The 21,731-nt window shown below is 68.7% G+C and carries 22 protein-coding genes and 1 tRNA gene; 9 read left to right on the forward strand and 14 right to left on the reverse strand.

Annotated features, from left to right (window positions below; translation table 11 throughout):
* Window positions 1–2 precede the first annotated feature (2 nt).
* The 8 genes from FV226_RS15500 to FV226_RS15535 all read right to left on the reverse strand — a co-directional run bounded on the left by FV226_RS15500 (window position 3) and on the right by FV226_RS15535 (window position 7,777).
* A complete protein-coding gene (locus FV226_RS15500; RefSeq protein ID WP_147763609.1) occupies window positions 3–944 on the reverse strand; it encodes a glycosyltransferase family 2 protein in 942 nt (313 codons plus the stop codon).
* Window positions 941–2,593, reverse strand: a complete 1,653-nt coding sequence (locus FV226_RS15505; RefSeq protein WP_147763610.1) for an O-antigen ligase family protein — start codon at window positions 2,591–2,593, stop codon at window positions 941–943. The genes FV226_RS15500 and FV226_RS15505 overlap by 4 nt, the downstream gene beginning before the upstream one ends.
* A complete protein-coding gene (locus tag FV226_RS15510) occupies window positions 2,590–3,237 on the reverse strand; it encodes a CpsD/CapB family tyrosine-protein kinase (RefSeq protein WP_147753573.1) in 648 nt (215 codons plus the stop codon). Before FV226_RS15510 ends, FV226_RS15505 begins: the two co-directional genes overlap by 4 nt.
* Window positions 3,234–4,829, reverse strand: coding sequence for a lipopolysaccharide biosynthesis protein (locus tag FV226_RS15515; protein WP_147763611.1), 1,596 nt, complete (start codon window positions 4,827–4,829; stop codon window positions 3,234–3,236). The genes FV226_RS15510 and FV226_RS15515 overlap by 4 nt, the downstream gene beginning before the upstream one ends.
* Complete coding sequence (locus FV226_RS15520; protein ID WP_246691615.1) at window positions 4,826–5,899, reverse strand: polysaccharide biosynthesis/export family protein; 1,074 nt, start codon at window positions 5,897–5,899, stop codon at window positions 4,826–4,828. The genes FV226_RS15515 and FV226_RS15520 overlap by 4 nt, the downstream gene beginning before the upstream one ends.
* 343 nt (window positions 5,900–6,242) lie before the next feature.
* Window positions 6,243–7,130 carry a cation diffusion facilitator family transporter gene (locus FV226_RS15525; protein ID WP_147754572.1) on the reverse strand — a complete coding sequence of 296 codons (888 nt, stop codon included), beginning with the start codon at window positions 7,128–7,130 and terminating at the stop codon, window positions 6,243–6,245.
* Window positions 7,131–7,275: 145 nt separating this feature from the next.
* Window positions 7,276–7,488, reverse strand: coding sequence for a hypothetical protein (locus tag FV226_RS15530; protein ID WP_147763613.1), 213 nt, complete (start codon window positions 7,486–7,488; stop codon window positions 7,276–7,278).
* Window positions 7,489–7,534: 46 nt separating this feature from the next.
* Window positions 7,535–7,777 carry a hypothetical protein gene (locus FV226_RS15535; protein WP_147763614.1) on the reverse strand — a complete coding sequence of 81 codons (243 nt, stop codon included), beginning with the start codon at window positions 7,775–7,777 and terminating at the stop codon, window positions 7,535–7,537.
* A gap of 339 nt (window positions 7,778–8,116) precedes the next feature.
* Here FV226_RS15535 and queA point away from each other — a divergent pair, with 339 nt between their 5' ends.
* Both queA and tgt read left to right on the forward strand, forming a co-directional pair.
* Window positions 8,117–9,217: a tRNA preQ1(34) S-adenosylmethionine ribosyltransferase-isomerase QueA gene (gene queA, locus FV226_RS15540; protein WP_147763615.1), complete on the forward strand. Its 1,101-nt coding sequence runs from the start codon at window positions 8,117–8,119 to the stop codon at window positions 9,215–9,217.
* A gap of 267 nt (window positions 9,218–9,484) precedes the next feature.
* Window positions 9,485–10,621: a tRNA guanosine(34) transglycosylase Tgt gene (gene tgt, locus FV226_RS15545; RefSeq protein WP_147763616.1), complete on the forward strand. Its 1,137-nt coding sequence runs from the start codon at window positions 9,485–9,487 to the stop codon at window positions 10,619–10,621.
* Between the two features lie 15 nt (window positions 10,622–10,636).
* Here tgt and FV226_RS15550 read toward each other — a convergent pair whose 3' ends face one another.
* Window positions 10,637–11,716 (reverse strand): hypothetical protein, encoded by a 1,080-nt coding sequence (locus tag FV226_RS15550; RefSeq protein ID WP_147763617.1) that lies wholly within the window; start codon window positions 11,714–11,716, stop codon window positions 10,637–10,639.
* 181 nt (window positions 11,717–11,897) lie between these two features.
* On the opposite strand from FV226_RS15550, the gene FV226_RS15555 reads away from it, so the two are divergent.
* From FV226_RS15555 to FV226_RS15565, 3 genes are all read left to right on the forward strand, one after another.
* Window positions 11,898–11,973 (forward strand) — tRNA-Lys (locus tag FV226_RS15555).
* Between the two features lie 155 nt (window positions 11,974–12,128).
* Window positions 12,129–12,410: a hypothetical protein gene (locus FV226_RS15560; RefSeq protein ID WP_147763618.1), complete on the forward strand. Its 282-nt coding sequence runs from the start codon at window positions 12,129–12,131 to the stop codon at window positions 12,408–12,410.
* Between the two features lie 38 nt (window positions 12,411–12,448).
* Window positions 12,449–12,802: a hypothetical protein gene (locus FV226_RS15565; RefSeq protein WP_147763619.1), complete on the forward strand. Its 354-nt coding sequence runs from the start codon at window positions 12,449–12,451 to the stop codon at window positions 12,800–12,802.
* 256 nt (window positions 12,803–13,058) lie between these two features.
* Here the strand turns inward: FV226_RS15565 and FV226_RS15570 are convergent, their stop codons facing one another.
* On the reverse strand, window positions 13,059–13,319 hold the full coding sequence (locus FV226_RS15570) for a pyocin activator PrtN family protein (RefSeq protein WP_147763620.1): 261 nt from the start codon (window positions 13,317–13,319) through the stop codon (window positions 13,059–13,061).
* An 87-nt stretch (window positions 13,320–13,406) separates the two neighbouring features.
* Between FV226_RS15570 and FV226_RS15575 the strand changes: the two genes are divergently transcribed.
* A complete protein-coding gene (locus FV226_RS15575; protein WP_147763621.1) occupies window positions 13,407–13,715 on the forward strand; it encodes a hypothetical protein in 309 nt (102 codons plus the stop codon).
* Here FV226_RS15575 and FV226_RS15580 read toward each other — a convergent pair.
* From FV226_RS15580 to FV226_RS15595, 4 genes are all read right to left on the reverse strand, one after another.
* Window positions 13,691–15,196, reverse strand: a complete 1,506-nt coding sequence (locus FV226_RS15580; RefSeq protein WP_210246522.1) for an IS66 family transposase — start codon at window positions 15,194–15,196, stop codon at window positions 13,691–13,693. The genes FV226_RS15575 and FV226_RS15580 overlap by 25 nt on opposite strands.
* Before the next feature lie 102 nt (window positions 15,197–15,298).
* Entirely contained in the window at window positions 15,299–15,646 is a 348-nt protein-coding gene (tnpB, locus tag FV226_RS15585; protein WP_147763623.1) for an IS66 family insertion sequence element accessory protein TnpB, read from the reverse strand.
* Entirely contained in the window at window positions 15,643–16,056 is a 414-nt protein-coding gene (locus tag FV226_RS15590; RefSeq protein WP_147763624.1) for a transposase, read from the reverse strand. Before FV226_RS15590 ends, tnpB begins: the two co-directional genes overlap by 4 nt.
* Window positions 16,057–16,321: 265 nt before the next feature.
* Window positions 16,322–17,215 carry a lipase family protein gene (locus tag FV226_RS15595; RefSeq protein WP_147763625.1) on the reverse strand — a complete coding sequence of 298 codons (894 nt, stop codon included), beginning with the start codon at window positions 17,213–17,215 and terminating at the stop codon, window positions 16,322–16,324.
* 209 nt (window positions 17,216–17,424) lie between these two features.
* On the opposite strand from FV226_RS15595, the gene FV226_RS15600 reads away from it, so the two are divergent.
* The 3 genes from FV226_RS15600 to FV226_RS15610 all read left to right on the forward strand — a co-directional run bounded on the left by FV226_RS15600 (window position 17,425) and on the right by FV226_RS15610 (window position 21,232).
* Entirely contained in the window at window positions 17,425–19,698 is a 2,274-nt protein-coding gene (locus tag FV226_RS15600) for an ATP-dependent RecD-like DNA helicase (protein WP_147763626.1), read from the forward strand.
* Between the two features lie 47 nt (window positions 19,699–19,745).
* The gene (locus tag FV226_RS15605; protein WP_147763627.1) at window positions 19,746–20,246 is read left to right on the forward strand and encodes an HAD domain-containing protein; all 501 of its coding nucleotides are present in this window, start codon (window positions 19,746–19,748) and stop codon (window positions 20,244–20,246) included.
* 221 nt (window positions 20,247–20,467) lie between these two features.
* Window positions 20,468–21,232, forward strand: a complete 765-nt coding sequence (locus FV226_RS15610; protein WP_187278770.1) for a hypothetical protein — start codon at window positions 20,468–20,470, stop codon at window positions 21,230–21,232.
* Window positions 21,233–21,731 lie beyond the last annotated feature (499 nt).

Genomic DNA, 21,731 nt, shown 5'->3' on the forward strand with positions numbered 1-21,731 from the left:
GGTTACAGCGCCTTCGTGGTTTCTATATTTGCGAGGTGGTCCGCGAACCGCTTCATGTCGCGGCTCCTGCCCAACAGGTCCGGCCGGCGCCGCAGCCGGCCGAGCAGGCCGTAGACGGCCGCGCGCGCGGTGAACCCGAGCCAGAGCGGCACCGCGAAGAAGGCCGGCGAGGACAGCCGGCGCCCCCCGTTGCGCAGCCGATAGACGCCGGCGAGCCCGTCGAGCCAGCGGGGGGAGCGGGTGCTCCCCGAGCCGCCCTGGAGGTGGACCACGCTGCGGTCCGGCAGGTACTCGACCCGCCATCCGGCGTCGCGCACCCGGCAGCCCCAGTCGACGTCCTCGCCGTAGAGGAACAGCGGGCTCGACAGGCCGCCGATCGCCTCCACCGCCTCGCGCCGCAACATCAGGAAGGCGCCGCAGAGCCAGTCGACGGAGACCGGCCCCGGCGCTCGCGCCTGGCCGCCCGACAGGTAGACCCCGCGCAGGCCGAACCGCCCCGACAGACCGGCCGCGTGTACCGCGACGGTGAGCGGGCGCGGCTCGAACCCGGCGTCGCCGACCTGATGGCGCCCGTCCTCGAAGACGAGGCGCAGGCCGACGGCGCCGACCTGGGGGTGGGCGTCGAGGTGGGCGAGCGCCACCGCGACCGCATCCGGGTCGCGCAGGTACGCGTCCGGGTTGAGCAGCAGGATCGCGTCGCCGCGGGCCGCGGCGTAGGCGATGGCGTTGGCGCCGGCGAACCCGTGGTTCGTCGTCTCCGCGATCACGCGGATGTCGGGCCAGGCGGCAGCGATCCGCTCGGCCGTGCCGTCGCCGGACGCGTTGTCGACGACGATCACCTCGTAGGGACGGTCGATCCGGCTCGCCGCGAGCAGGGCGAGGCAGGTGTCGACGTCGGCGCCGGACTTGTAGGTGACGACGAGGACGCTGAGGGCGGGGGTCATCGCAAGCTCGCGCTTCTTCGTTGGGATCTGGCGCGGGACGCCACGCCGCGACTCCCTCTCCCAGCGGGAGAGGGCTGGGGTGAGGGGCGTGCGTCATCCGGAAAGGTCACGCCCCTCATCCTGTCCTGCTCCCCCTGGGAGAAGGGACCCGCGCTCGGTGCGGTGAGGGCGGCGATGCGGCCGGCGCGCTGCGCCGCCGCCACCGCCGCGATCATCCCGAGCGCGGTGTAGAGCAGCTCGGCGATGCCGAGGTTCAGGCGGAAGCCGGGGTCGACGAGGCCGTGGAGGAGGTGGGCGAGGAGCCCGATCGCCGAGGCGCCGGCGATCGCGGCGAGGGGGTCGCCGACCGGCGCGCGCCGCACCGCGGAAAAGCCGCGCCACAGGCCGATCCCGAAGACCAGGGCGAAGGCGGCGTATCCGACGATCCCGACCTCGGTGAGGACGAGGATGTGGAGGTTGTGGACGACGTGGTTCGAGCGGTCGAACAGGCCGGCAAGCCGCGACAGGCCGGTGTGGTCCAGCGTCGCGAACATGTTGCCGAAATTGTTCAATCCGACCCCGAGGATCGGGAACTGCGAAAACAGCGCGAGCGCCGCCGCGTTCAGGGGGCCGCGCTGCGCCGCCGAGCCGCCGTCGTCGGCGAACAGCCGCTCCCAGATCATCGGACCGACGACGATCGCTGCGACGACGCCCACGGCGAGGAGGAGACCCGCCACGACCAGGCTCGCCCGCGAGAGCAGCCGGTCGCGGTAGACCAGCAGCACGACGAGCGACGCCGAGAGCGGGTAGGTGAGCCACGAGGCCCGCGACAGGGTCAGCACCACGCCACTGAGCGCCGAGAGCGCGCCCATCGCCCCGACGAGGCGCAGCCAGGCCGGGCCGTGGGAGAGCGCCAGAGCCAGCGCGAGCGGCCACACCACCTCGTAATAGTAGCCGAGGATGTTCGGGTGGACCTTGAAGCCGGCGGCGCGGCGCTGGGCCTGGAAGTTGATGTTCTCCTCGACGATCTGCTCCTCGCCGAGCACTCCGAGGCCGAGTTCCGAGCCGGTGACGTACTGCACCGCCGCCGCCGCGGTCTGGACCAAGCATAGGACGCAGATCGCCAGCGCCAGGGTGCGGACGTCTTGCGGGCCGAGGTTGGCGATCGCGACCGAGACGACGAGCAGGGTGAGGAAACGCCACTCGTCGAACCACAGGTAGGTCGGGTCGCCCGCGTTCACGAGGGAGAGCACGCCGGCCGCCATGAAGGCGAGTTGCGTCAGCACCAGGGGCGGATCGAGCGACACGCGCTGCGGGCCGGCCTCGCCGATCCCGACGAGCCGGAAGGCGATCAGCGTCAGCGCCACGAGGAAGGCGACGCTGACGGTCAGCCCGGCGCCGCCGCCGATGCTCGGCAGGTACTGTCCGACCGCCTCGAAGTGCTGGAAGACGCTGACGTCGAGCTTGACCGTGAGCCCGACCGCGAAGGCGACGAGCAGGAACGGCGTCAACCGGACGCGCTGCCCCAGGATCAGGGCGGCGAGGCCGCCGAGCGGCGCGACCAGCCCGACGACGGCGAACTTCGGCGGCGCGTTCGCCAGCGACACGGCCATTGCTGCGGCGCCGGCGCCGATCGCCAGCGGCGGAAGGGTGCGGAGCGCGAGCCTCATCCGAGCCGCCGGTAGAGCCAGTCGGGGATCGGCCGCCGGGTCCGGTTGAGGACGACGCCGAGGGCGGTGCCGCCCGCGGCGTCGAGGTCGCGCATCGCCTGCTCGGCCACGACCCGCCGGGTCCGTTCGGCCCCGACGACCACGACGAAGCCGTCGACGAGGGGGCCGAGCGCCGCGGTGTCGCCGATCTGCCCGATCGGCGCGCAATCGAGGATCGCGAGGTGGTAGCGCTGGTCGACGAGCCCGAGGAAGGCCTCGACGCGGGCGTCGTCGAGGCCGGCCTCGCGGATCGCGGCGGCGGTGCCGGCGGGGACGACGTGGAAGCCGTCGGCCACCGGGTGGACGCCGTCCAGGGGCGCCGCCGCGCCGACGACGATGTCGGCGAATCCCGGCTTGCCCGCAAGGCCGTAGGCGGCGGCGAGCGCGGGCTTGGCCCAGTTCGCCTCGATCAGCACCACGTCGAGGTCGCGTCGGGCATAGAGCCCAGCGAGCTGGCGGCTGAGCGAGGTGACGCCGTCGCCGGCCTGAACCGCGGTGACGCCGATGCGCCGGAGCGGCGGCCCCTCGCGCCGGTTGAGCTGCACCAGGGCCGGCTCGAGCACTGCGCGGTCGGGCACCGCCGGATCGTAAGTGGCGGCGATCATGCGGTGGCTCCACGGAGGCCGGGGGCGCGGGAGCGCCGCGGCGCGGCGCGGCCCTCGTCGCGCAAGGGGAGGGCGGCGAGCACCGGCACCCCCAGCGAGCGCGCCACGTCCGACGCGCTGCGGTAGGTCTGGGCCAGGATCTCGGCCAGCGCGACGTAGGCCAGAGCCGCGACGAGCCCGAGGCCGGCAGCGAGCCCGAGGATCAGCAGGCGGTTCGGCCCACTCGGCAGCCGCGGCGGCACCGCCCGGGCGACGAGCGCGGACGAGGTGACGGACTGCGAATCCAGGCCGGTCCCGGTCGTCAGCTCGTCGATGCGACGCTGGGTCTGGGCGATCTCGTCGCCGAGCAGGCTCTTCTGCTGGCCGAGCCGGCCGAAGGCGAGGGAGGCGTCGCTCTGGCCGATCGCCGCCTGGCGCCGCGACGCCTCGATGTTGGAGATCGCCGCGATCTTCTCCGCGAGCACCGCGAGCCGGGTGGTGTCGGCGCTGATCAGCGCGCGGTATTTCTGCCGGGCGAGCTCGGTGAGGTCGCGGTCGAGGCTCGCGAATTCGGGCGCCGCCGGGCGGAACCGCGTGGCGAGTTCCGAGCGCCGGGTGCGCAGCTCGGCGAAGCGCTGGTCGAAGGCGGCCACCGTCGGGTCGGCGTCCGCCGGGGTCGGCTGCCAGCGGTCGGGGCCGGATTCCTTGGTGCGCCTGAGGCGGGTCTCGACGCCCTCGCGCTCGATCTGCGCCGCGGACTTCTGGCGGGCGAGGTCGGCCAGCGTGCCGAGGTCGTTCTGCTGCTCGATCGCGAAGCTCGCGGTGTTGGCGCCCTTGAGGTATTTGCCGAGCTGCCGGTCGATCGCGGCGAGCTCGGCGCGGGCGCGCTCCAGCTTGCCCGCGTAGAACGAGGCCGGCGTCTCGTCGGCGTAGACCTCGACGTGGCGGCGCTTGTAGGCGTCGAGCAGGCGGTTGAGGGCGTCCGCCGCGAAGGTCGGGTCGGTCCAGGTGAAGCCGGTGACGATCACGTCCGTCTCCTTGACGAACACGACCTTGAAGGAGGCGAGGTAGGCCTCGTAGAGCTTCTCGTCCGGGCTGAGGTGGCGCAGCAGGCCGACCGCCTCGAAGGGGATCCGAAGGGTGTCGACGACCCAGGTCTTGACCGCCTTGGCGGCGCGCACGAGCTGGCGCCCCTGGTAGACGAGCCAGGCGCCCCATTCCTCGGGGGACGGACCGAGGTCGCCCAGCGGCATGATGCGCTTCAGCGCCTCGAACTCGCCGCGCACGATGCTCGGGTCGCGCAGGATCTCGATCTCGTTGTTCACGTTCTGCGCGCGCTCGGAGAACATGTAGTTCTGGTTGGCGCCGCCATTGATCGGGGCGGCCGACTTCTCGCGCCCGAGGCGGATGATGAGCTTGGCGTCCGCGGTGTACTCGGTCGGGGTCAGCAGGAGGTAGATCCCGGCCCCGACCAGGGCCGCGGCCAGGATCAGCAGCGCCGGGCGGGCGTGGCGGAACAGGGCGCCGAGCCCGTCGCGCAGATCGAAGCCATGCCGCTCGAAGCCATGCCGCTCGAAGCCCCGCGGGTCGAGGGCTGTCTCGGTGCCGCTCATAGGGCTGCCCTCGCCGTGGTGCTGGTGGAGGTCGAGGCGGACGGGCCGGTGATGTAGTTCACGCCGAAGCCGGTGCCGTTGAAGAGCAGGATCTGGCGGACCACGAGGTCGACCGCGCGCGCGGTCTTGGCGAGCACCGAGGGCGGCACGTAGACCGTGGCGTTCGGCGGCACGACGATCGAGTCGGCCAGGCCCGGCACGCTGATGTCGACGACCTGCACGGTTCCTTGCGCGCCCGCGTCGAAGCGGATGATCCGCACCGCCTCGCCGGCCGCGGTCGGCAGGACGCCGCCGGCGGTGCCGAGGACCTGGGCCAGCGTCCGCGGCCCCGACAGGGTGACCGGGCCGGGCACCCGGACCTCGCCGAACACCATGGTGTTGGCCGGAACCAGCGAGGCCAGCCGCACGCTCGGGCTGACCGAGGCGAGGTGGTGCCGGTAGGCGGCGGACAGCGCCGCCGAGACCTCGTTGACGGTGCGGCCGGCCGCCTGGACCGGGGGCACCATCGGCAGGTTGATCTTGCCGTCCGGCTCGATCGCCATCAGCTTGACGCGGCCGATGTCGGACCGCTGGGTCAGGTCGCGGAAGTCGTCGATGGGCGTGCGGAACTTGCGCAGCAGGATCGTGACGACCGGGTTGATCAGGACGTCGTCGTAGGTCTCGCGGATCAGGGTGGCGGCGCGCTCGGGCGACAGGCCGGCGACCATGATGCCGTTCTTGCCCGGCAGCGAGATCCGCCCGTCCGGCCGGACCACAACCGTTCGGTTGTATTCAGGGTGCGTCCGGAAATCGACGTCGAACTCGTCGTTCGGGTTGAGCCGATAGGTCGGCTGGACCACGCTGGAATCGATCAGCAGCGAGACCTCGAGGTTGTCGCCGACGTTGAGGCGGTAGTTCATCAGCCCGAGGCGCATGGTGCGTCCGACCTCCTCCTGCGCCGCGGCGACGACCGCCGGCGGCGCCTCGGGGATGGAGCCCGTCCGCGCGACGTCGCCGAGCGCAGAGGGCGCGGCCTGCCGCGCGCGGGTCGCCATGCACCCGGACAGGGCGGCCGCGCAGGCGAGCGACACCGCGAGGCGGGCCGCCCGCCGGCCGCGCCGGCCGGCATTGCGATCGACAGGAGAAGCACACACCATCATAGGCCTTCAGCCGCACCATGCTCGGCCACGTTCCGTTCGATAACAACCTGTGAACGTATCGTGGCACCCGGTACAATCTGAGAACCTGGTTAACGAACTTTGAAACCCCTGGGTCCTATCCCACCATAAGTTGCATTGATCCGGAGGCGTGGCAGAATGCGCAGACGCTCCGGCCGGCAGGCGTCGCCTCGGAATGCGGTGGGTCCGACGCGCCCCGCGACGGCGGGGCGGTCATCCGCCGGACCTCATGGATTCCTGGTCTCGAGACGCGGTCTCAGAGCACCGGCACGCCGCGGAACTTCGCGTGCTCGGCCGGCTCCACGTGGATCACCACCACGGCGCCGGGGATCGTGGTCTCCAGCGCGTCCTCGAGCCGGTCGCAGATCTCGTGCGCCTCGCGCACGCTCATCTCGCCGGGCACGACGAGGTGGAAGTCGATGAAGGTCGCCTGACCGGCGTAGCGGGTGCGGACGTCGTGCGCCTCCAGCGCGCCCTCGCCGTGGAGCGAGATCAGCGAGCGGATCTGCCCGACCATGTCGCCGGGCGCGGCCCGGTCCATCAGGCCGTCGACGGATTCGCGGACCATCTTCCAGCCGGACCAGAGAATGTTCAGGGCGACGAGCCCCGCGACCACCGGATCGAGCACCGGGATGCCGGTCACCAGCACCAGGACCACGCCGACGAGCACGCCGCCCGAGGTGAACACGTCGGCGAGCACGTGGCGGCCGTCTGCGACCAGGGCCGGCGAGCGCCAGGCCTTGCCCCAGCGCAGCAGCGCCCACGCCCACACCGCGTTGATCGCCGTGGCGACGGCGTTGATGGCGAGGCCGATGGCGGGGGCGTCGACGGGCCTGGGCGCCAGGATGCCATAATACGCCTCGCGCAGGATCAGCAGAGACGCGACGATGATCAGCGATCCCTCGATCACCGCCGAGAAGAACTCCGCCTTGTGGTGGCCGTAGGGGTGGTCTTCGTCGGCCGGCAGCCCGGCCACCCGCAGGGCGACGAACGCACTCAGCGCCGCGACCACGTTGATGATGCTCTCGAGCGCGTCCGAGTACAGCGCGAGGCTGCCGGTGAGCCAGTAGGCGAGGAATTTCAGCCCCGTGACCGCAAGGCCGACGACGGCGCTGGCGAGGGCGGCTTTCTGGGTGCGGCTCATGGCGGGTCCGGGGAAACGACCCGGCGGCTCTAGTCGACCGCCCACCCGCAAGGCCACGGCAAAGGTTCAAGGCCACAGCACAGCTTCGAGGCTGCTGCACACCTTGCACGCCGGGGCAAGGAACTTAGCCGAAGCTATCTTGTGATCAGGCGGGGGAGGCGGCTCTACTCGCGCGGGCGGTCTCGCGCGCCTCGCTCTGCGCCCCCCGGGCCCGCGCGTCTGCGGCCCGGCGCAGGAAGCGCCGCTTCTGCCAGCCGAACCGGGCCGCGGCGGCCAGCGCCTCGAGGCGGGCGGCCTCCCGCGCCCAGTAGCCGACGAGTTGCCCGTCGAGGGTGGTCCGCTCCGCCTGCGCCGTCATCCGTCCCTCCGCCCGGAAAGGGCCTACGCCCGATATCCGAGAACGCTCAACGCGGCGGGGTCGGTTCCGCGGTCTCCTCGACGACCAGCGCCTCGGCGTCGCCTTCGAAGCTGCCGGCGCCGTCGGGCACCGGGGTGGACGGCGTGCCGAAGGGCGTGCTCGGATAGGCCTGCTCGAATTTTTCGCGCGCCTCGGCCGGGTCCGCGCCCTTGAGCACGATCTGCGGCTTGCCCGGCAGAGGCCAGCGCGGGTCGGCGGGATCGCGGGGGCGCACGGCGTACCAGGGCATGGAGGCTCCGAGTCGGGAAGCAAAGCGGGATCGACGCCTGCCGTGAACGGAGGGCGGTCGGACGCGGTTCCCCGCCCTCCGCCGCATCGATGGCCGCCGCTTCGCTTGACGCAGGGTGATCGCTGAAGCCGCTTTCGGCGGCTTCAGGGCGCGAAGAGCGCCCCGCAGAGCGGGCTTTTCAGGACCTCGGTTCTGAAAAGCGTCGAGCGGAGCGAAAGCCCAAGCCCGCGGAGGCGGGCGCCGGCGATTGAGGCCGGAAGAAAAAGAGGGCAAGCGCTACCAAGCGATTGCCCCCGCCCGGATTGATTCCCGGCGCGGGGCGGTGCAGGTGCCGGCCCCATGCGCGTGGACTTGTTCGATTTCGACCTGCCCGAGGCCAGCATCGCCCTCCGCCCGGCCGAGCCGCGCGGCGCCGGACGCCTGCTCGTCGTGCGCCCCGGCGGAGGCTCTCACCGCGACGAGCTGGAGGATGCGCGCGTCGCCGACCTTCCGGGCCTGCTGCGCCGGGGCGACGCCCTGGTCTTCAACGACACGCAGGTGATCCCGGCGCGCCTCCACGGCATCCGCACCCGTCCCGGCGCACCGGGCCAGCGCACGGAGGTGATGCTGCACCTGCGCGAGGCGCCCGATCTCTGGCGTGCCTTCGCGCGCCCGGCCAAGCGCCTGACCGTCGGCGACCGCATCGCCTTCGGCCGGCACGGGGCCAGCGAGCCCTGCGAACGCGGCGGCCTCGACGCGACCGTCGCGGCCAAGGGCGAGGGGGGCGAGATCACCCTGCGCTTCGACCTCGCCGGGCCGGCCCTCGACGAGGCCGTCGCCGCCGTCGGGGAATTGCCGCTGCCGCCCTACATCGCCGGCAAGCGCCCCACCGACGCACGGGACGCCACCGACTACCAGACGGTCTACGCCCGCAACCCCGGCGCCGTCGCCGCCCCCACCGCCGGCCTGCACGTCTCCGACGACCTGCTGGCGCGGTGCGACGCCGCCGGGATCGGCCGCCATACGCTCACCCTGCATGTCGGGGCCGGCACCTTCCTGCCGGTCAAGGCCGAGGACACCGCCGACCACCGCATGCACGCCGAGGTCGGCATCCTGGATGCCGCGACCGCCGACGCCCTCAACGCGGTGCGGGCGGCCGGCGGACGGATCGTGGCGGTGGGCACCACCGCGCTCCGCCTGCTGGAGAGCGCCGCCGACGCGGAGGGGCGGCTCCACCCCTTCGCCGGCCCGACCGAGATCTTCATCACCCCCGGCACGCGCATCCGCGCGGTGGACGCGCTGATGACCAACTTCCACCTGCCGCGCTCGACCCTGTTCATGCTGGTCTCGGCCTTCTCCGGCCTCGACACCATGCGCGCCGCCTACGCCCACGCGATCGCGGAGGGCTATCGGTTCTACTCCTACGGCGATTCGAGCCTGCTGTTTCCCGCCCCGGTCTGATAGGGTTTTTGCCGAACGCGCCTCTTCCCATCCCTGCAAGCAGGTCGCCGAACGCGCCGATCTCTTAGACTCCGCTTCCAGACCCTCCCCGTCATCCCGGGGCGCCGAAGGCGAGCCCGGGATCCAGAACCGCAGGTCGTGTTCCAGCCTGGCATCGTCGGCGGCTCTGGATCCCGGGCTCTGCTGCGCAGCCCCGGGATGACGGAGGGACCGGTCGAGGAGAAGGAGAGAGGTGCGATCCGAAAGCATCTGGAAGCCGTCCCCGCCATGTCCGACACAGACTTCGCCTTCGCCGTCCACGCCACCGACGGGCAAGCCCGCACCGGCGCGATCTCGATGCCGCGTGGAAAAATCCGGACGCCGGCCTTCATGCCGGTCGGCACCGCCGGCACGGTCAAGGCCATGTATGCGAGCCAGGTGCGCGACCTCGGCGCCGACGTGGTGCTCGGCAACACCTACCACCTGATGCTGCGCCCCGGCGCCGAGCGGATAGCGCGGCTCGGCGGCCTGCACCGCTTCATGCGCTGGGACGGGCCGATCCTCACCGATTCCGGCGGCTTCCAGGTGATGTCGCTCTCCGCGCTGCGGAAGCTCGACGAGCAGGGCGTGACCTTCCGCTCGCATGTGGACGGCACCGCCCACCACATGTCGCCGGAGCGCTCGATCGAGATCCAGGGCCTGCTCGGCTCCGACATCCAGATGCAGCTCGACGAGTGCGTGCGCCTGCCGGCCGAGCGCGAGGCGATCGAGAAGGCGATGCGCCTGTCGCTGCGCTGGGCCGAGCGCTGCCGCACCGCCTTCGGCGAGCAGCCGGGCAAGGCGATGTTCGGGATCGTGCAGGGCGGCGACGTGCCGGAGCTTCGGATCGAGAGCGCCCGGGCTTTGGCAGACCTCGACCTCAAGGGCTACGCAATCGGCGGCCTCGCGGTCGGCGAGCCGCAGGCGGTGATGCTCGCGATGATCGAGACGGTGGAGCCGCACCTACCGAGCACCAAGCCGCGCTACCTGATGGGCGTCGGCACGCCGGACGACCTGATGCGCTCGGTCGCGCGCGGCATCGACATGTTCGATTGCGTGATGCCGACGCGCGCCGGCCGCCACGGCCTCGCCTACACCCGCCACGGCCGGATCAACCTGCGCAACGCCCGCCACGCCGAGGACACGCGGCCGCTGGACGAGGCCTCCGCGTGCGAGGCGTCGCGCGCGTACTCCCGCGCCTACCTCCACCATCTCGTGCGCTCCGACGAGATCTTGGGGATGATGCTGCTGACCTGGAACAACCTCGCCTACTACCAGGACCTGATGGCGGGGATGCGCGTGGCGATCACGGAGGGCCGGCTCGACGCGTTCTGCGAGGAGACCCGCGCGGGCTGGGCCAGGGCCGAGCGCGACGCCGCCGGCTGAAAGCCCTTTCGCGCATCACGGATGCGCCAGCACCCGGTAGCTGCCGTCGGGGGCGTCCGCGCCCGCCTCGGCCGCCGCCTGCAGGCCCGCGACGACGCGCGCCGCCACCGGTAGGCGGTAGTGCAGGGCGTCCCAATAGTTCTCGTCGCGCGTGGTGATCGGCGAGGGTAGGCGGAAATCCACCACCACCGCCCCCCGCGCCTTGCCGATCGCGGCGACACGGCGCTTGCAGGCGGCCTCGCGCGCCCCATCCGGCGTGCCGGCCGGCGCCTGCGCCGCCACGTGGACCGGCATGAAGGCGACGAGCTTGCGCGCCGCCTCCGGCACCGCGGCGAGCAGCCCGTCGAGGACGTCGAGCATCGGCATGGCGTCATGAATGGCGTCGGGCGCGGCGTCGCCCGCCCGCGCCGCCGGCCCCATGCCCGACTCCGGGTCGAGCGGGCCGCCGCCGCCGTGGATGTGGCGCGCGGCGCGGACCGGGTCGTAGGCGGCCTCCGGCGGCGTGAACACGGAAAAGCCGTCGCCGCGGATGCGGGCCGGCGCGAGGCCGAGGCGGTGGAGCGCGACCTGGGCCGCGATCCCGAGGCTTTGCCCGTTCACCTGCCGCAGCCAGCCCCACGGGGCGCCCTCCGCATAGAGCCAGTCCGGGAACGGGTGCGCGGTGCGGCGCGGCGGGGCGACGGCGCACCAGGTGGAATCCAGCGCGAACAGCACGGCGCGCACGGCGTTCCGGCGCAGGAACAGTGTTGCCAGGGCGCGCTGCTCGTCCGGCGTCGCGGCGTTGACGGCGAGGTTGGCAAAGCGCACCCCGAACGCCCGGTCGAGGTCGTGCGGATCGAGGAGGCGCGCCGTCGAGGTCCCGAACACCGCCGCGTCGTATCCGCCGGCCCGCGCGATCCGCGGGTACATGAAGCGCTGGTTGCGATCCATGATCGCGCCCGGCCGCCCGGGGCTCGCGCGCAGGCCGTAAGGGTCCATCGCCGCGACGAAACCGATCGCGGCCAGGCCGAACCCGAGGGCGGCAAGGGCGAAGGCGAGGGCGAAGCGAGGCCAGCGACGGGCAGGCGAGGTCGGGGCAGGGCGGGGAGGGATCACGGCTGACGTTCCGGCCCGACATCCGGGCGTCCGACCGCCGATGCCAGCAGACCATGGCGCCCGCGCGGCACGGATGCGACGCCGTTCGGCGTAACCCCCATGTTGACCCGTCCGGCGGCCTCCCCTATTCCACCCACGCCTCCCCGGGGCCGGCCCGCGCGGCCGACCGCACGGCGGACGCGAGCGCGTAGCTCAGCTGGTAGAGCAACGGACTTTTAATCTGTAGGTCTTGGGTTCGAACCCCAACGCGCTCACCACCATTTTAGCCCGCCCGGTCAATGACTTGGCGGGTTTTTTCATGCCCGCTATCAGCTGAATTAGTGTTGCAACTGCGTGCAACACGAACCTAACGTTTACAACGGCTTACGGCAGGGCGTAGGCTGGTCCGTGCAACACGGATGGAACACAGCAATTGTGCGATTTGGTTGGCATCGCAGCAGTCCTTAAGGCCGTGGCTTGGCCCATAGCGGTCCTGATCCTCACCTTTTTCACCGTCTTCAATTTCAAGCAATCAATTTCTGACTTCATCAGAAGAATAATTAAAGCAGAAGCCTCGGCTTCTGGTGTCAAAACAGAACTTCAGGCCAATATTCAGGCGGCGCCGCCCGAGGCATCACAGCCGAAAATAGAGGACGGCAAAATCAAACAGGCCAGTCCATTGAATGAAATATATATGACCGATTTTTTGATCTAAAGAAAACAATAGAAAAAGATTTTGCCGACGATGCGTTGATGCAAAAAGAAGCTGCTATGCGGCTGTATGCGATAGCGGCCACAGAAAGAAAGTTTGAGCGCATTCATCGCATTATTTTTGGAAGCCAATTAAATGCTTTTGTTCGAGCCAACATGCTTGGAGGTCGTATTTCGCTTCCAGACCTAAAGGATATGTTTTTAGCAACGGTCCAGCAGTACCCAAAAGCTTATGAAGAATTTGGATTTGACTCCTGGTTGAAATTTCTTCTCGACGTTGACCTGCTCACAAGCAGCGCAGATGTGGGTGGGATCCCGTATTACGCTAGAACAGAATTCGCAAAAGCTTATATGCATTACATCATAAGCCTTCAACTGCCTCCGCGCGATTTGTAAGGTTGCGAATATCGATCTCGCATTGCTTTACCACCGAGACCACCATGCGCAGGCGCTTCCGGTGGCGGCTAGCGCCGTTCTTCGACCCGGAGGCGGTGAACACCGCAAGGCGCTCGCCGTGCCACTGCCCAAGCCGCCGGAGGCGCAGGGCGCGGTCGCCGGCCGGCAGGCGCATCAGGTAGGCGGCGCTCGGGATACGGTCGCCTCTCCTCCGCTGGTGCTCGCTCGGAAGCCGATGGTCCGGGTGTAGGCCTCTTCAGCCGCAAAACTGACGGCATTCCTTGCGGGCAGCTTCCATGCGGCGGTCGAGATAAGCGGCGAGGTCGACCAGCGCGACACCCTTCGCGCACTTGTGCCCGTCGTCCATTCGCACGAGCGGCAGGTCGAGATCGCCCGCGGAGATCTTGCGCGTCGGGTTCTCGGGCGAGAGGTGAGAGAAGTAGTCCCGGCACACGGATTCGATCGGGATCACCACCGTCGCGCCGTACTGAGCCATGAGGATGAAGGCGGTGTTCATTCCGTCGCTCGTTTCACGTTGACTCAAGCGGAGGACCCTACCCGTCGAATGGGCAGCACCGCAGAGCTTTTGCACTCCGAGGTCAGGATGGATCACACAGCCCGCTTTAACAGCCTGATCGAGCGGGTGGCGGATGCGCCGGCCCCGTCGCGTGAGCTCTTCGCCGAGGTGTGGTTCGCCACCACCGGCAAGCAGCATCCCGACATTAAAGGTCGGTTCGCCGTCCTCATGGATGCTAAAGCGTGGACTGAGGCGGCGTTGATCGCAGTGGCCTGCGCACTTCCGGACTGGCGGGTCGTGACTAAGGCTAGTCATGGAGCCGGAGAGGGTACGCCTTCGGTGAAGGCCGCGGTTGTGGTTCTAACCGGGTGTCAGGCGGCGATCTGCCGTGGCTGAGGCTGGGTCCAATTCCAGGGCAGAAGGTCGTCGATACGCCGGGCCGGATGGTCGGGCAGACGCCTGAGCACATCGGCGAGCCAGGCCTGCGGGTCGATGCGATTGAGCTTGGCGGTCTCGATCAGCGTGTAGAGGGCAGCCGTGCGATGGCCGCCCGCATCCGAGCCGGCGAAGGTCCAATTGCGGCGGCCCACCGCGATGGGACGGATTGAGCGTTCTGCGGCGTTGTTCGAGAGGCAGATGCGCCCGTCGTCGAGGAACCGGGTAAAAGCGGTCCAGCGCTTGAGCAGGTCATCGATCGCCGCTGCCGTGGGCGCTTTGGCCGAGAGTCTAGCGCGGTTCTCCCGCAGCCACGTCTCCAGGTCGGTGACGAGAGCAGCCGAGCGGGCGCGGCGGTGCGCGCAGCGTTCATCGGGGGCAAGACCATTGGCGGCGCGCTCGATGGCGAAGATCGCATCGATCCGCGTCACCGCCTCGATGGCGATCGGAGCCTTCTTCAGATCGGCCAGCTCGAAGAACTTGCGTCGGGCATGGGCCCAGCAGGCCGCCTCGTGGATCGGACCCGGCTTGCGGCCGGGTTCGTACAGGCGGCCGAACCCCGAGAAGGCGTCCGCCTGCACGATGCCGTGGAAGTCGCCGAGCCAGGTCTCGGCATGCGCGCCGGAGCGGTCGGGAGAGTAGAAGTAGGCCGCCGCCGGCGGCTCGGGTCCACCGAAGGGGCGGTCGTCGCGCACCACCGTCCAGAGCCGGCCCGTGCGGGTCTTGCCCTTGGCCAGAACCGGCACCGGCGTGTCGTCGAGATGGAGGCGGTCGGCTTCCCGAACATGGGCCTCGATCCGAGAGACCAAAGGCGACAGGGCGGTGGTGACGGCCCCGACCCAGCCAGCCAGGGTCGAGACGTCGATCGGCACGCCCTCATGGGCGAAGCGCTGGCTCTGGCGATGCAGCGGCAGGTGCAGGCCGAACTTGGCCATCATCACCTCGGCCAGGAGGTTCGGCCCGGCCCGGCCCCGCGAGATCGGATGGAACGGAGCCGGGGTCTGCGCGATGGTCTCGCAGTCGCGGCAGGAGAAGCGCTCGCGCACGTGCTGGATCACGACCCAGCGCGCCGGAATCCGCTCCAGGGTCTCGGTGACGTCCTCGCCGAGGTGGCGTAGGCGTGCCCCGCCGCAACAGGCGCAGGTCGTCGGGCCGGGATGGACGATGCGCTCGCGCGGCAGGTGCTCGGGGAGAGGTCGACGAGCGGGCTTGCGCCGCGAGGAAGCTACACCGGGGAGCGCATCGGGCTCGACAACCGCCTGCGCGTCCGTCTCGGCCAGCGTCTCCTCCAGATCCTCCAGGACGAGTTCGAGCTGGTCGATCCGGGCGCTGCGTTCCGAGGAGGCCCCGAAGCGCTCCCGTCGCAGCCGGGCAACCTCCAGCTTCAGCCGTTCGACCGCGATCTCGGACACGAGCCGCGCCGCCCGCTCGGCCAGGATCATGGCGTGGGCGGCAGCGAGATCGGTGGGGAGCGGCGGGGGCTCGGACGCGTTCGGCACGCCTGAGAGAAGAGCATATTGCTCAGGCTTTGTAACGCGTTATCCTCATCCGACCGCACTCGGGCGCCACGTCTCCTGCGGCATGCGCCAGTCGATGCCCGAGAGCAGGTAGCCGAGCTGCGCCGTCGAGATCGTCACGGCACCGTCGGCCACCGACGGCCACAGGAAACGACCGCGGTCGAGCCGCTTGGTGTACAGGCACGCGCCCTGGCCATCGTGCCAGATCACCTTGATCAGGTCGCCGCGCCGGCCGCGGAAGACGAACAGGTGCCCGGAATGGGGATCGCGCCGCAGCGTCTCCTGGACGATCATCCCCAAGCTGGAAAAGCCCTTGCGCATGTCGGTGTGGCCGGTCGCCAACCAGACCCGCACGTTGGCCGGCAGCGGGATCATCGGCCCTCCAGGGCATCGAGCACCCGACGCAGAGCTCCGGCGTCGACGTCCCGGTCGACCGTGAGACGCCGACCGCCGCCGAGATCGATCTCGATGACGCCGCTCTTGCGACGAAGCCGGCGCGGCGGCGCTGGAGCACGCGGATCATCCGACTGCGCAGCGGGAACAGGACGTGACGGCTCCGGGGCGATCGCGACGGGCACGAGGACCGGGGCCTGCGCGTCCCCGCCCAAACGGCCCTCCCGCGCCTGACGCCGCCAAGTGAACAGCAGGCCTTGGGCGATCCCGTGCCGGCGCGCCACCGAACACACCGACACCCCGGCCTCGTACGAGGCTTCGACGATCCGCGCCTTGTCGTCGAACGACCAGCACCGCCGCCGTTCGGCATTCTCCAGGAGTTCGACCCGCATCACCCCGACCCGCCGACCTTAACGCCAGCATTAAGGTCAGACTTCAGCGCAGAGCGCGATGCCCTCGACCGCGGCCCTCACCGGAGGCGTACCGGAGAGGCGCTGATGCTGTCCCCCGATCACGTAGGCGGCGTGCCTGAGGGCTCAAGCGATACCGTGCGCCACGTTGGAGGGGCCGCGCTGGCGATCCTCCAGGCGATGCTGATGGTTGCTTCGTCTCGCTAGGCGCAAAAGCCAGCTGTAGCCGGGAGGTCCGTGAAGACTCTCAAGAATGTTCCGCGGCCTGGACGGCTTCGTGCCTACGGATGGCATAAGGTGAGACGAGGCTCGAGAACTCAGGGGTCCGAAGGTAGCCGTAGGACTTGTGCGGGTTCGGCTCCCCATCAGGGCGCCGGAAGGCGTTGACCACCCGCTGGTCCTTGATTCCAATGCCGACGTCGTTCGCTGCGTAGTCCTTGTCCAGGGCACCCATAATGGCAACGACGTCCTCGCCATCGGCGAGGTTCGTCCATGCCAAGACGTTGTTCGGCACGCGAAGAGGGCCGTGTTCCGCCTCGAATTTGAGCTTCACCTTTGCGAGGCCGAGCGGCGACGCTGCCGTAACGAGATGGTCAACCCGCAGCGAGGGGTCGTCTCGCTCCAGTGTCCGCAACACGTCGTAGGCGATGACCGCCCCCATCGAGTGCGCGACGAGGAGGATGCGATGGCTTCGGAATGCCCTCAAGCGCTCGACCAGCCGAGAGCGAACCTGACGAGTGAAGTCTTGCTCCGCGTGATAATGCCATAGGTCGTCGAAGCGATGTTCGAGAATGGCATCATCCGCAAGGGTAACGCCTGTCGCCTCCTCCACTGCGTCGATCGCGGCGTAGACAGGTGCCATCACGTCCTTAGTGGTGAGCGCCGGTGCCTTCTCTCCTCCAGGCAGTGGCCCCGTACCGTCGTACGGCCGATATGGCTCATGGTTGCCATCCTCGGAGAGCGGGGCGTCGTAGCGAAGGTCAGCCCAATAGACGAAGTCGAACGAAAACTCCGGGGCGGCGATGCCTTGGTTACGAGCGATACCTTCGGCGATGGCAGCCTTCCACCAGCGCGTCTTCTCGTCGGCGGGCGGCTTGTTCGCCAGACCGTGGATGCCGATGACGATGCATTCGCGCTCCATGGATCAGGAAAGTTCCTTTCGAAAACTCCGGGCTGCTCGCTACGACCGAGCTCCATTAGATCCGTCAATGAACGCAGGTCTTTGGGCTTGGATGCGTTGTAATGAGTGGATGCGAAGACGCAGGGCAACGCGTCGTCTGGCCCGTGGTCGCATAGCGGCCGCTGCGAGCATAAGGCGAATGTCGTGCGAGGAGGGTGTAGGCGTGAACGATGAGCCAGAGGTCGACGCCGCAGCAACTGGATCGTAGCGCACCGATCGAGACGCTCGCCGGCACGATCGAGCGCGTCACCTTCCACAACGCCGACACTGGCTTCTGCGTGCTCAAGGTCCAGGCGCGGGGCAAGCGCGACCTTGTGCCGGTGATTGGCCATGCACCTGCGATTGCCGCCGGCGAGTGGATCACGGCAACCGGGATCTGGTTCACAGACCGGCAGCACGGGCTTCAGTTCAAAGCCGACACGCTCAAGGCAACACCGCCGACTGGGGTCGAGGGCATCGAGCGCTACCTCGCGTCTGGCTACATGCGCGGCATCGGCCCGGCCATGGCCAAGCGCATCGTGGCGCTGTTCGGCGAGGCCACCTTCGAGGTCATCGAAGCCGATCCTGAGCGCTTGAAGGAGGTCTCCGGCATCGGCCCGACACGGGCCGCTCGTATCGTCTCCGGTTGGGCTGAGCAGAAGGCGGTGCGCGAGATCATGATCTTCCTGCACGCGCACGGCGTCGGCACGGCGCGGGCGGTGCGGATCTTCAAGACCTACGGCCACGAGTCGATCGTAGTGATGACCGAGGACCCCTACCGCCTTGCTCGCGACATCCGCGGCATCGGCTTCCGCACGGCGGACGCGATCGCCATGCGTCTCGGGCTGACGAAGGAAGCACCGCAGCGGCTGCGGGCGGGCGTGTCGTTCGCGCTGCAGACGGCCATGGACGAAGGACATTGCGGCCTGCCGATCGAGCGGCTGATCGTGCTGGCCCAGAAGCTCCTCGAGGTCGACATCGCTCTTGTCCGCACCGCCGTCGCCGACGAGCTTGCGCGCGGCGAGGAGATCATCGCCGACACGGTCGAGGCCGAGGCCTGCGTCTTCCTGAAGGGCCTGCACGCCGCCGAGCGGGCGATCGCCGAGCGGCTCATCATCCGGGCTCGCGGCTCACCACCGTGGCCCAGCATCGACCTCGACAAGGCGCGGCCCTGGGTCGAGGGCAAGACCGGCAAGACCCTATCGCCATCGCAGGGCGAGGCCATCCGCCTGATGCTGGTCTCGAAGCTTTGCGTGATCACCGGCGGTCCCGGCGTGGGGAAGACCAGCACCCTGGACTCGCTGCTGCGCATCCTCACGGCCAAGGGTGTGAAGGTCCTGCTCGCGGCACCCACGGGTCGCGCCGCCAAGCGGATGACGGAGCAGACCCGGCTCGAGGCCAAGACCATCCACCGGCTGTTGGAGATTGATCCGAAGCGCGGCGGCTTCTCGCGTAACGAGGAGAACCCGCTCGACTGCGACCTGCTCGTGCTCGACGAGTGCTCGATGATCGACGTGCCGCTGATGAACGCCCTGCTGAAGGCCGTGCCCGAGCGCTCAGGGCTTTTCCTCGTCGGCGACGTCGATCAGCTTCCCTCGGTCGGCCCAGGCCAGGTGTTGGCCGACATCATCACCTCAGGCCGCGTGCCAGTGGCGCGGCTGACGGAGGTGTTCCGGCAGGCGGCCGAGAGCCGGATCATCGTCAACGCCCACCGCATCAACCAAGGTCAGATGCCAGAGCGACCACAACCCGGCGAGAAGGCCGACTTCTACATGATCGAGATCGATGATCCCGAGGTCGGCGTCACCAAGCTGATCGAGGTCGTAACCAAGCGCATCCCGCGCTCCTTCGGGCTCGATCCGACCCGGGACGTGCAGGTTCTGACGCCGATGCTGCGTGGCTCGCTCGGCTCGCGCAACCTCAACCACGAGCTGCAGCGCGTGCTGAACCCGAACCCGGCTCAGCAGATCGAGCGCTTTGGCTGGCGCTTCGCCCCTGGCGACCGGGTGATGGAGACCCAGAACGACTACGACCGCGACGTCTTCAACGGCGATCTCGGCATGGTGGCGCGCATCGACGAGGAGGAAGGCGCCGTGATCGTCACCTTTGACGGGCGCGAGGTCATCTATCCCTACGGCGAGCTCGACACGCTGGTGCCAGCGTTCGCGACCACGATCCACAAGAGCCAAGGCTCGGAGTATCCCGCCGTGGTGATCCCGATCGTGACGCAGCACTTCAACATGCTGGCGAGGAACCTGCTTTACACTGGCGTCACACGTGGCAAGCAGCTCGTCGTGCTGATCGGCCAGCGCAAGGCCATAGGCATGGCAGTTCGCGGCGGGAGCGCGAAGCGGCGCTGGACGAAATTGCGGGAGTGGCTGGCCGCTGGTGCAATTAATGTCGCGCGCCCTGAGCCTGACTATCTCTTCAGCAGCGTGCTGGACGGTAGCAGCAACGCATTGTAGGCGTCCGCGACAGATGCAGGGTTGCTGCACCAGGCGAGGTTGGCCTCTTGAACGAGCATAGAGGCGCGGCACCGCTGACGATCTATCTCGACGTCGATGGCGTCGTGACGACGGTCGGCTACCAACAGCAGGCCGGCAAGGACAGGCTCAACCCGACCCAGATCGCCCTCGTGGCCGGCTTGGTGAGAGAGTTCGATGCCAAAGTGGTCGTCTCATCGACGTGGCGCGTCGACGACTGCCGTCCGACCCTAGTGAAAGCCGGCCTTCCCGAAACCTGCTTCCACCCAGACTGGCGGACCGCCATCCTACCAACGAGCCGAAATGCTGAGACGGGCGGTATGCTCCCGGCCGAGCGAGCTGGGCGTGGCGACGAGATTGCCGAGCATGCGGCTCGGAACCGCATCACGGACTACCTCGTACTCGACGACGTCGCGGTCGGTCCCGCTCACGTAGGCCGGCACGTCCGGCCGATTGCGGAGTTCGGCCTGAGCGAAGCAGATGTGGCCCAAGCTCGAAGGCTTCTGGCTGGGATGGACCACGTTCGCTGAACGATGGGTCGGAGCGGATCTCATCTCGCGACCGCCGATTTAACGCCCCCTTAGGGATTGAACTTTCCGAGGGCGCAGGTCATTCCATGACAGTGGAGTGACACGCGCGTCACTCTGCTCCCGACATCGACAGGGTCACTTCGACCTTTGCCGGACACGCCCGTCTGGTCCCTCCTCGACGCTGCACCTATGCGGCTTCTTGGAGCGCGTCGCGTCGGATCGTGGATTGGCAGGAAGGAGTGGATGCGATGTTTGGGTTCAGAAACCAGGTCGATGCATCCAGTCCTTCACTTGCCGCGCTGGGCATCGCCGAACGGTCGGCGGCAAAGGCCTATGCGGCCCTCATAGCGACTGGTTGGTCCGAGATCGGCTTTGGGTACCATGGCACCGTCCATGCGCATCAGGACCACCCGGACGTTGTCGTGCGCTTTGCACAAAAGGCCGATGGCTTCGGTGACTATGCGGCTCTGCTCCGCAAAGGGTTCGCTGGTTCGAACGGACCGCATGCACCGCGTATCCACGACATGCACGTCAGCCGCTGCGGTGCACTGATGACAGTGGGCTCGCGACTGTCCAATCCCGCCCACGACACATGGTGGTTGGCCTACGCCCACGCCGTCATCGCGGACCATCCAGGAATTGCGATGGATGAGGGTGTGCGCGATCGGTTCAAGACCGAATGGCCGGCGCACGAGCCGCGGGTCGACCATCCGAGCTTCGACGGCATCCGCGAGGCGTTCAGGACCGCGTGGCCTGGCTACGAGGCTTATGTTGCCGCGTTGCGGGCCGTGTCGCCCCAGAGCCTCGACCCAAACATCGGTAACGTCCTCGTCGGAAACGATGGCAGTCCCGTGGTCAACGACCCCCTGTGCGACGACGGCTACGGCCTGTGGCGCTCGCCTCTCCTGCGGGTTTCGGCTCGCTTCGCGGATCTCGTACGCCGGTTTGCGGGCGACGCAATTGGTAGAGCCCCCGTCCCCGCCTGATCGTGAAGGCAACGCCGCAGCACTGCGCCGTTGCATCAGATCGGTAGCTGGGAAACCGATGATGTTTCCATCGTACGGAACCTAGCTCCCGAGGATCATCGTCGTTCGATCGAATACGGTCATGTTGCAGCTGCAACGTGATGCCGAACGAGCGCAAGCCCGATCCGGCCCCCGGGCCCTTGCCTTCTCAATCAGCCCCAGCGAGCGATCCTTCGTGCAATCAATTGCAGAAGGCGTGCGCGAGGCGGTCGGTAAGCGTTCGGTGGAGGCTCGGCGTTGTATTTCGGTCGCGTCGTCTTCCTGAAGGCCGGCTGACCGAGGGGATGACCGTGCGCCGATCTGGATGTTTTGCGGTGACGAGATGCTTTTCTAGCCCGACGTCGTGCTGCGGCGGCCCGACGTCGTGCTGCGGCGTGCTGACAGGGAAAGGATCAATCCCAAATCGGCCTGTGCGGTCGACAAAGCGCCCTGCGTCCACACCAGAATGATCATCGTGCGG

Origin of the sequence: Methylobacterium sp. WL12 (assembly GCF_008039475.1) — a bacterium.
Taxonomy (GTDB): Bacteria; Pseudomonadota; Alphaproteobacteria; order Rhizobiales; family Beijerinckiaceae; genus Methylobacterium; species Methylobacterium cerastii.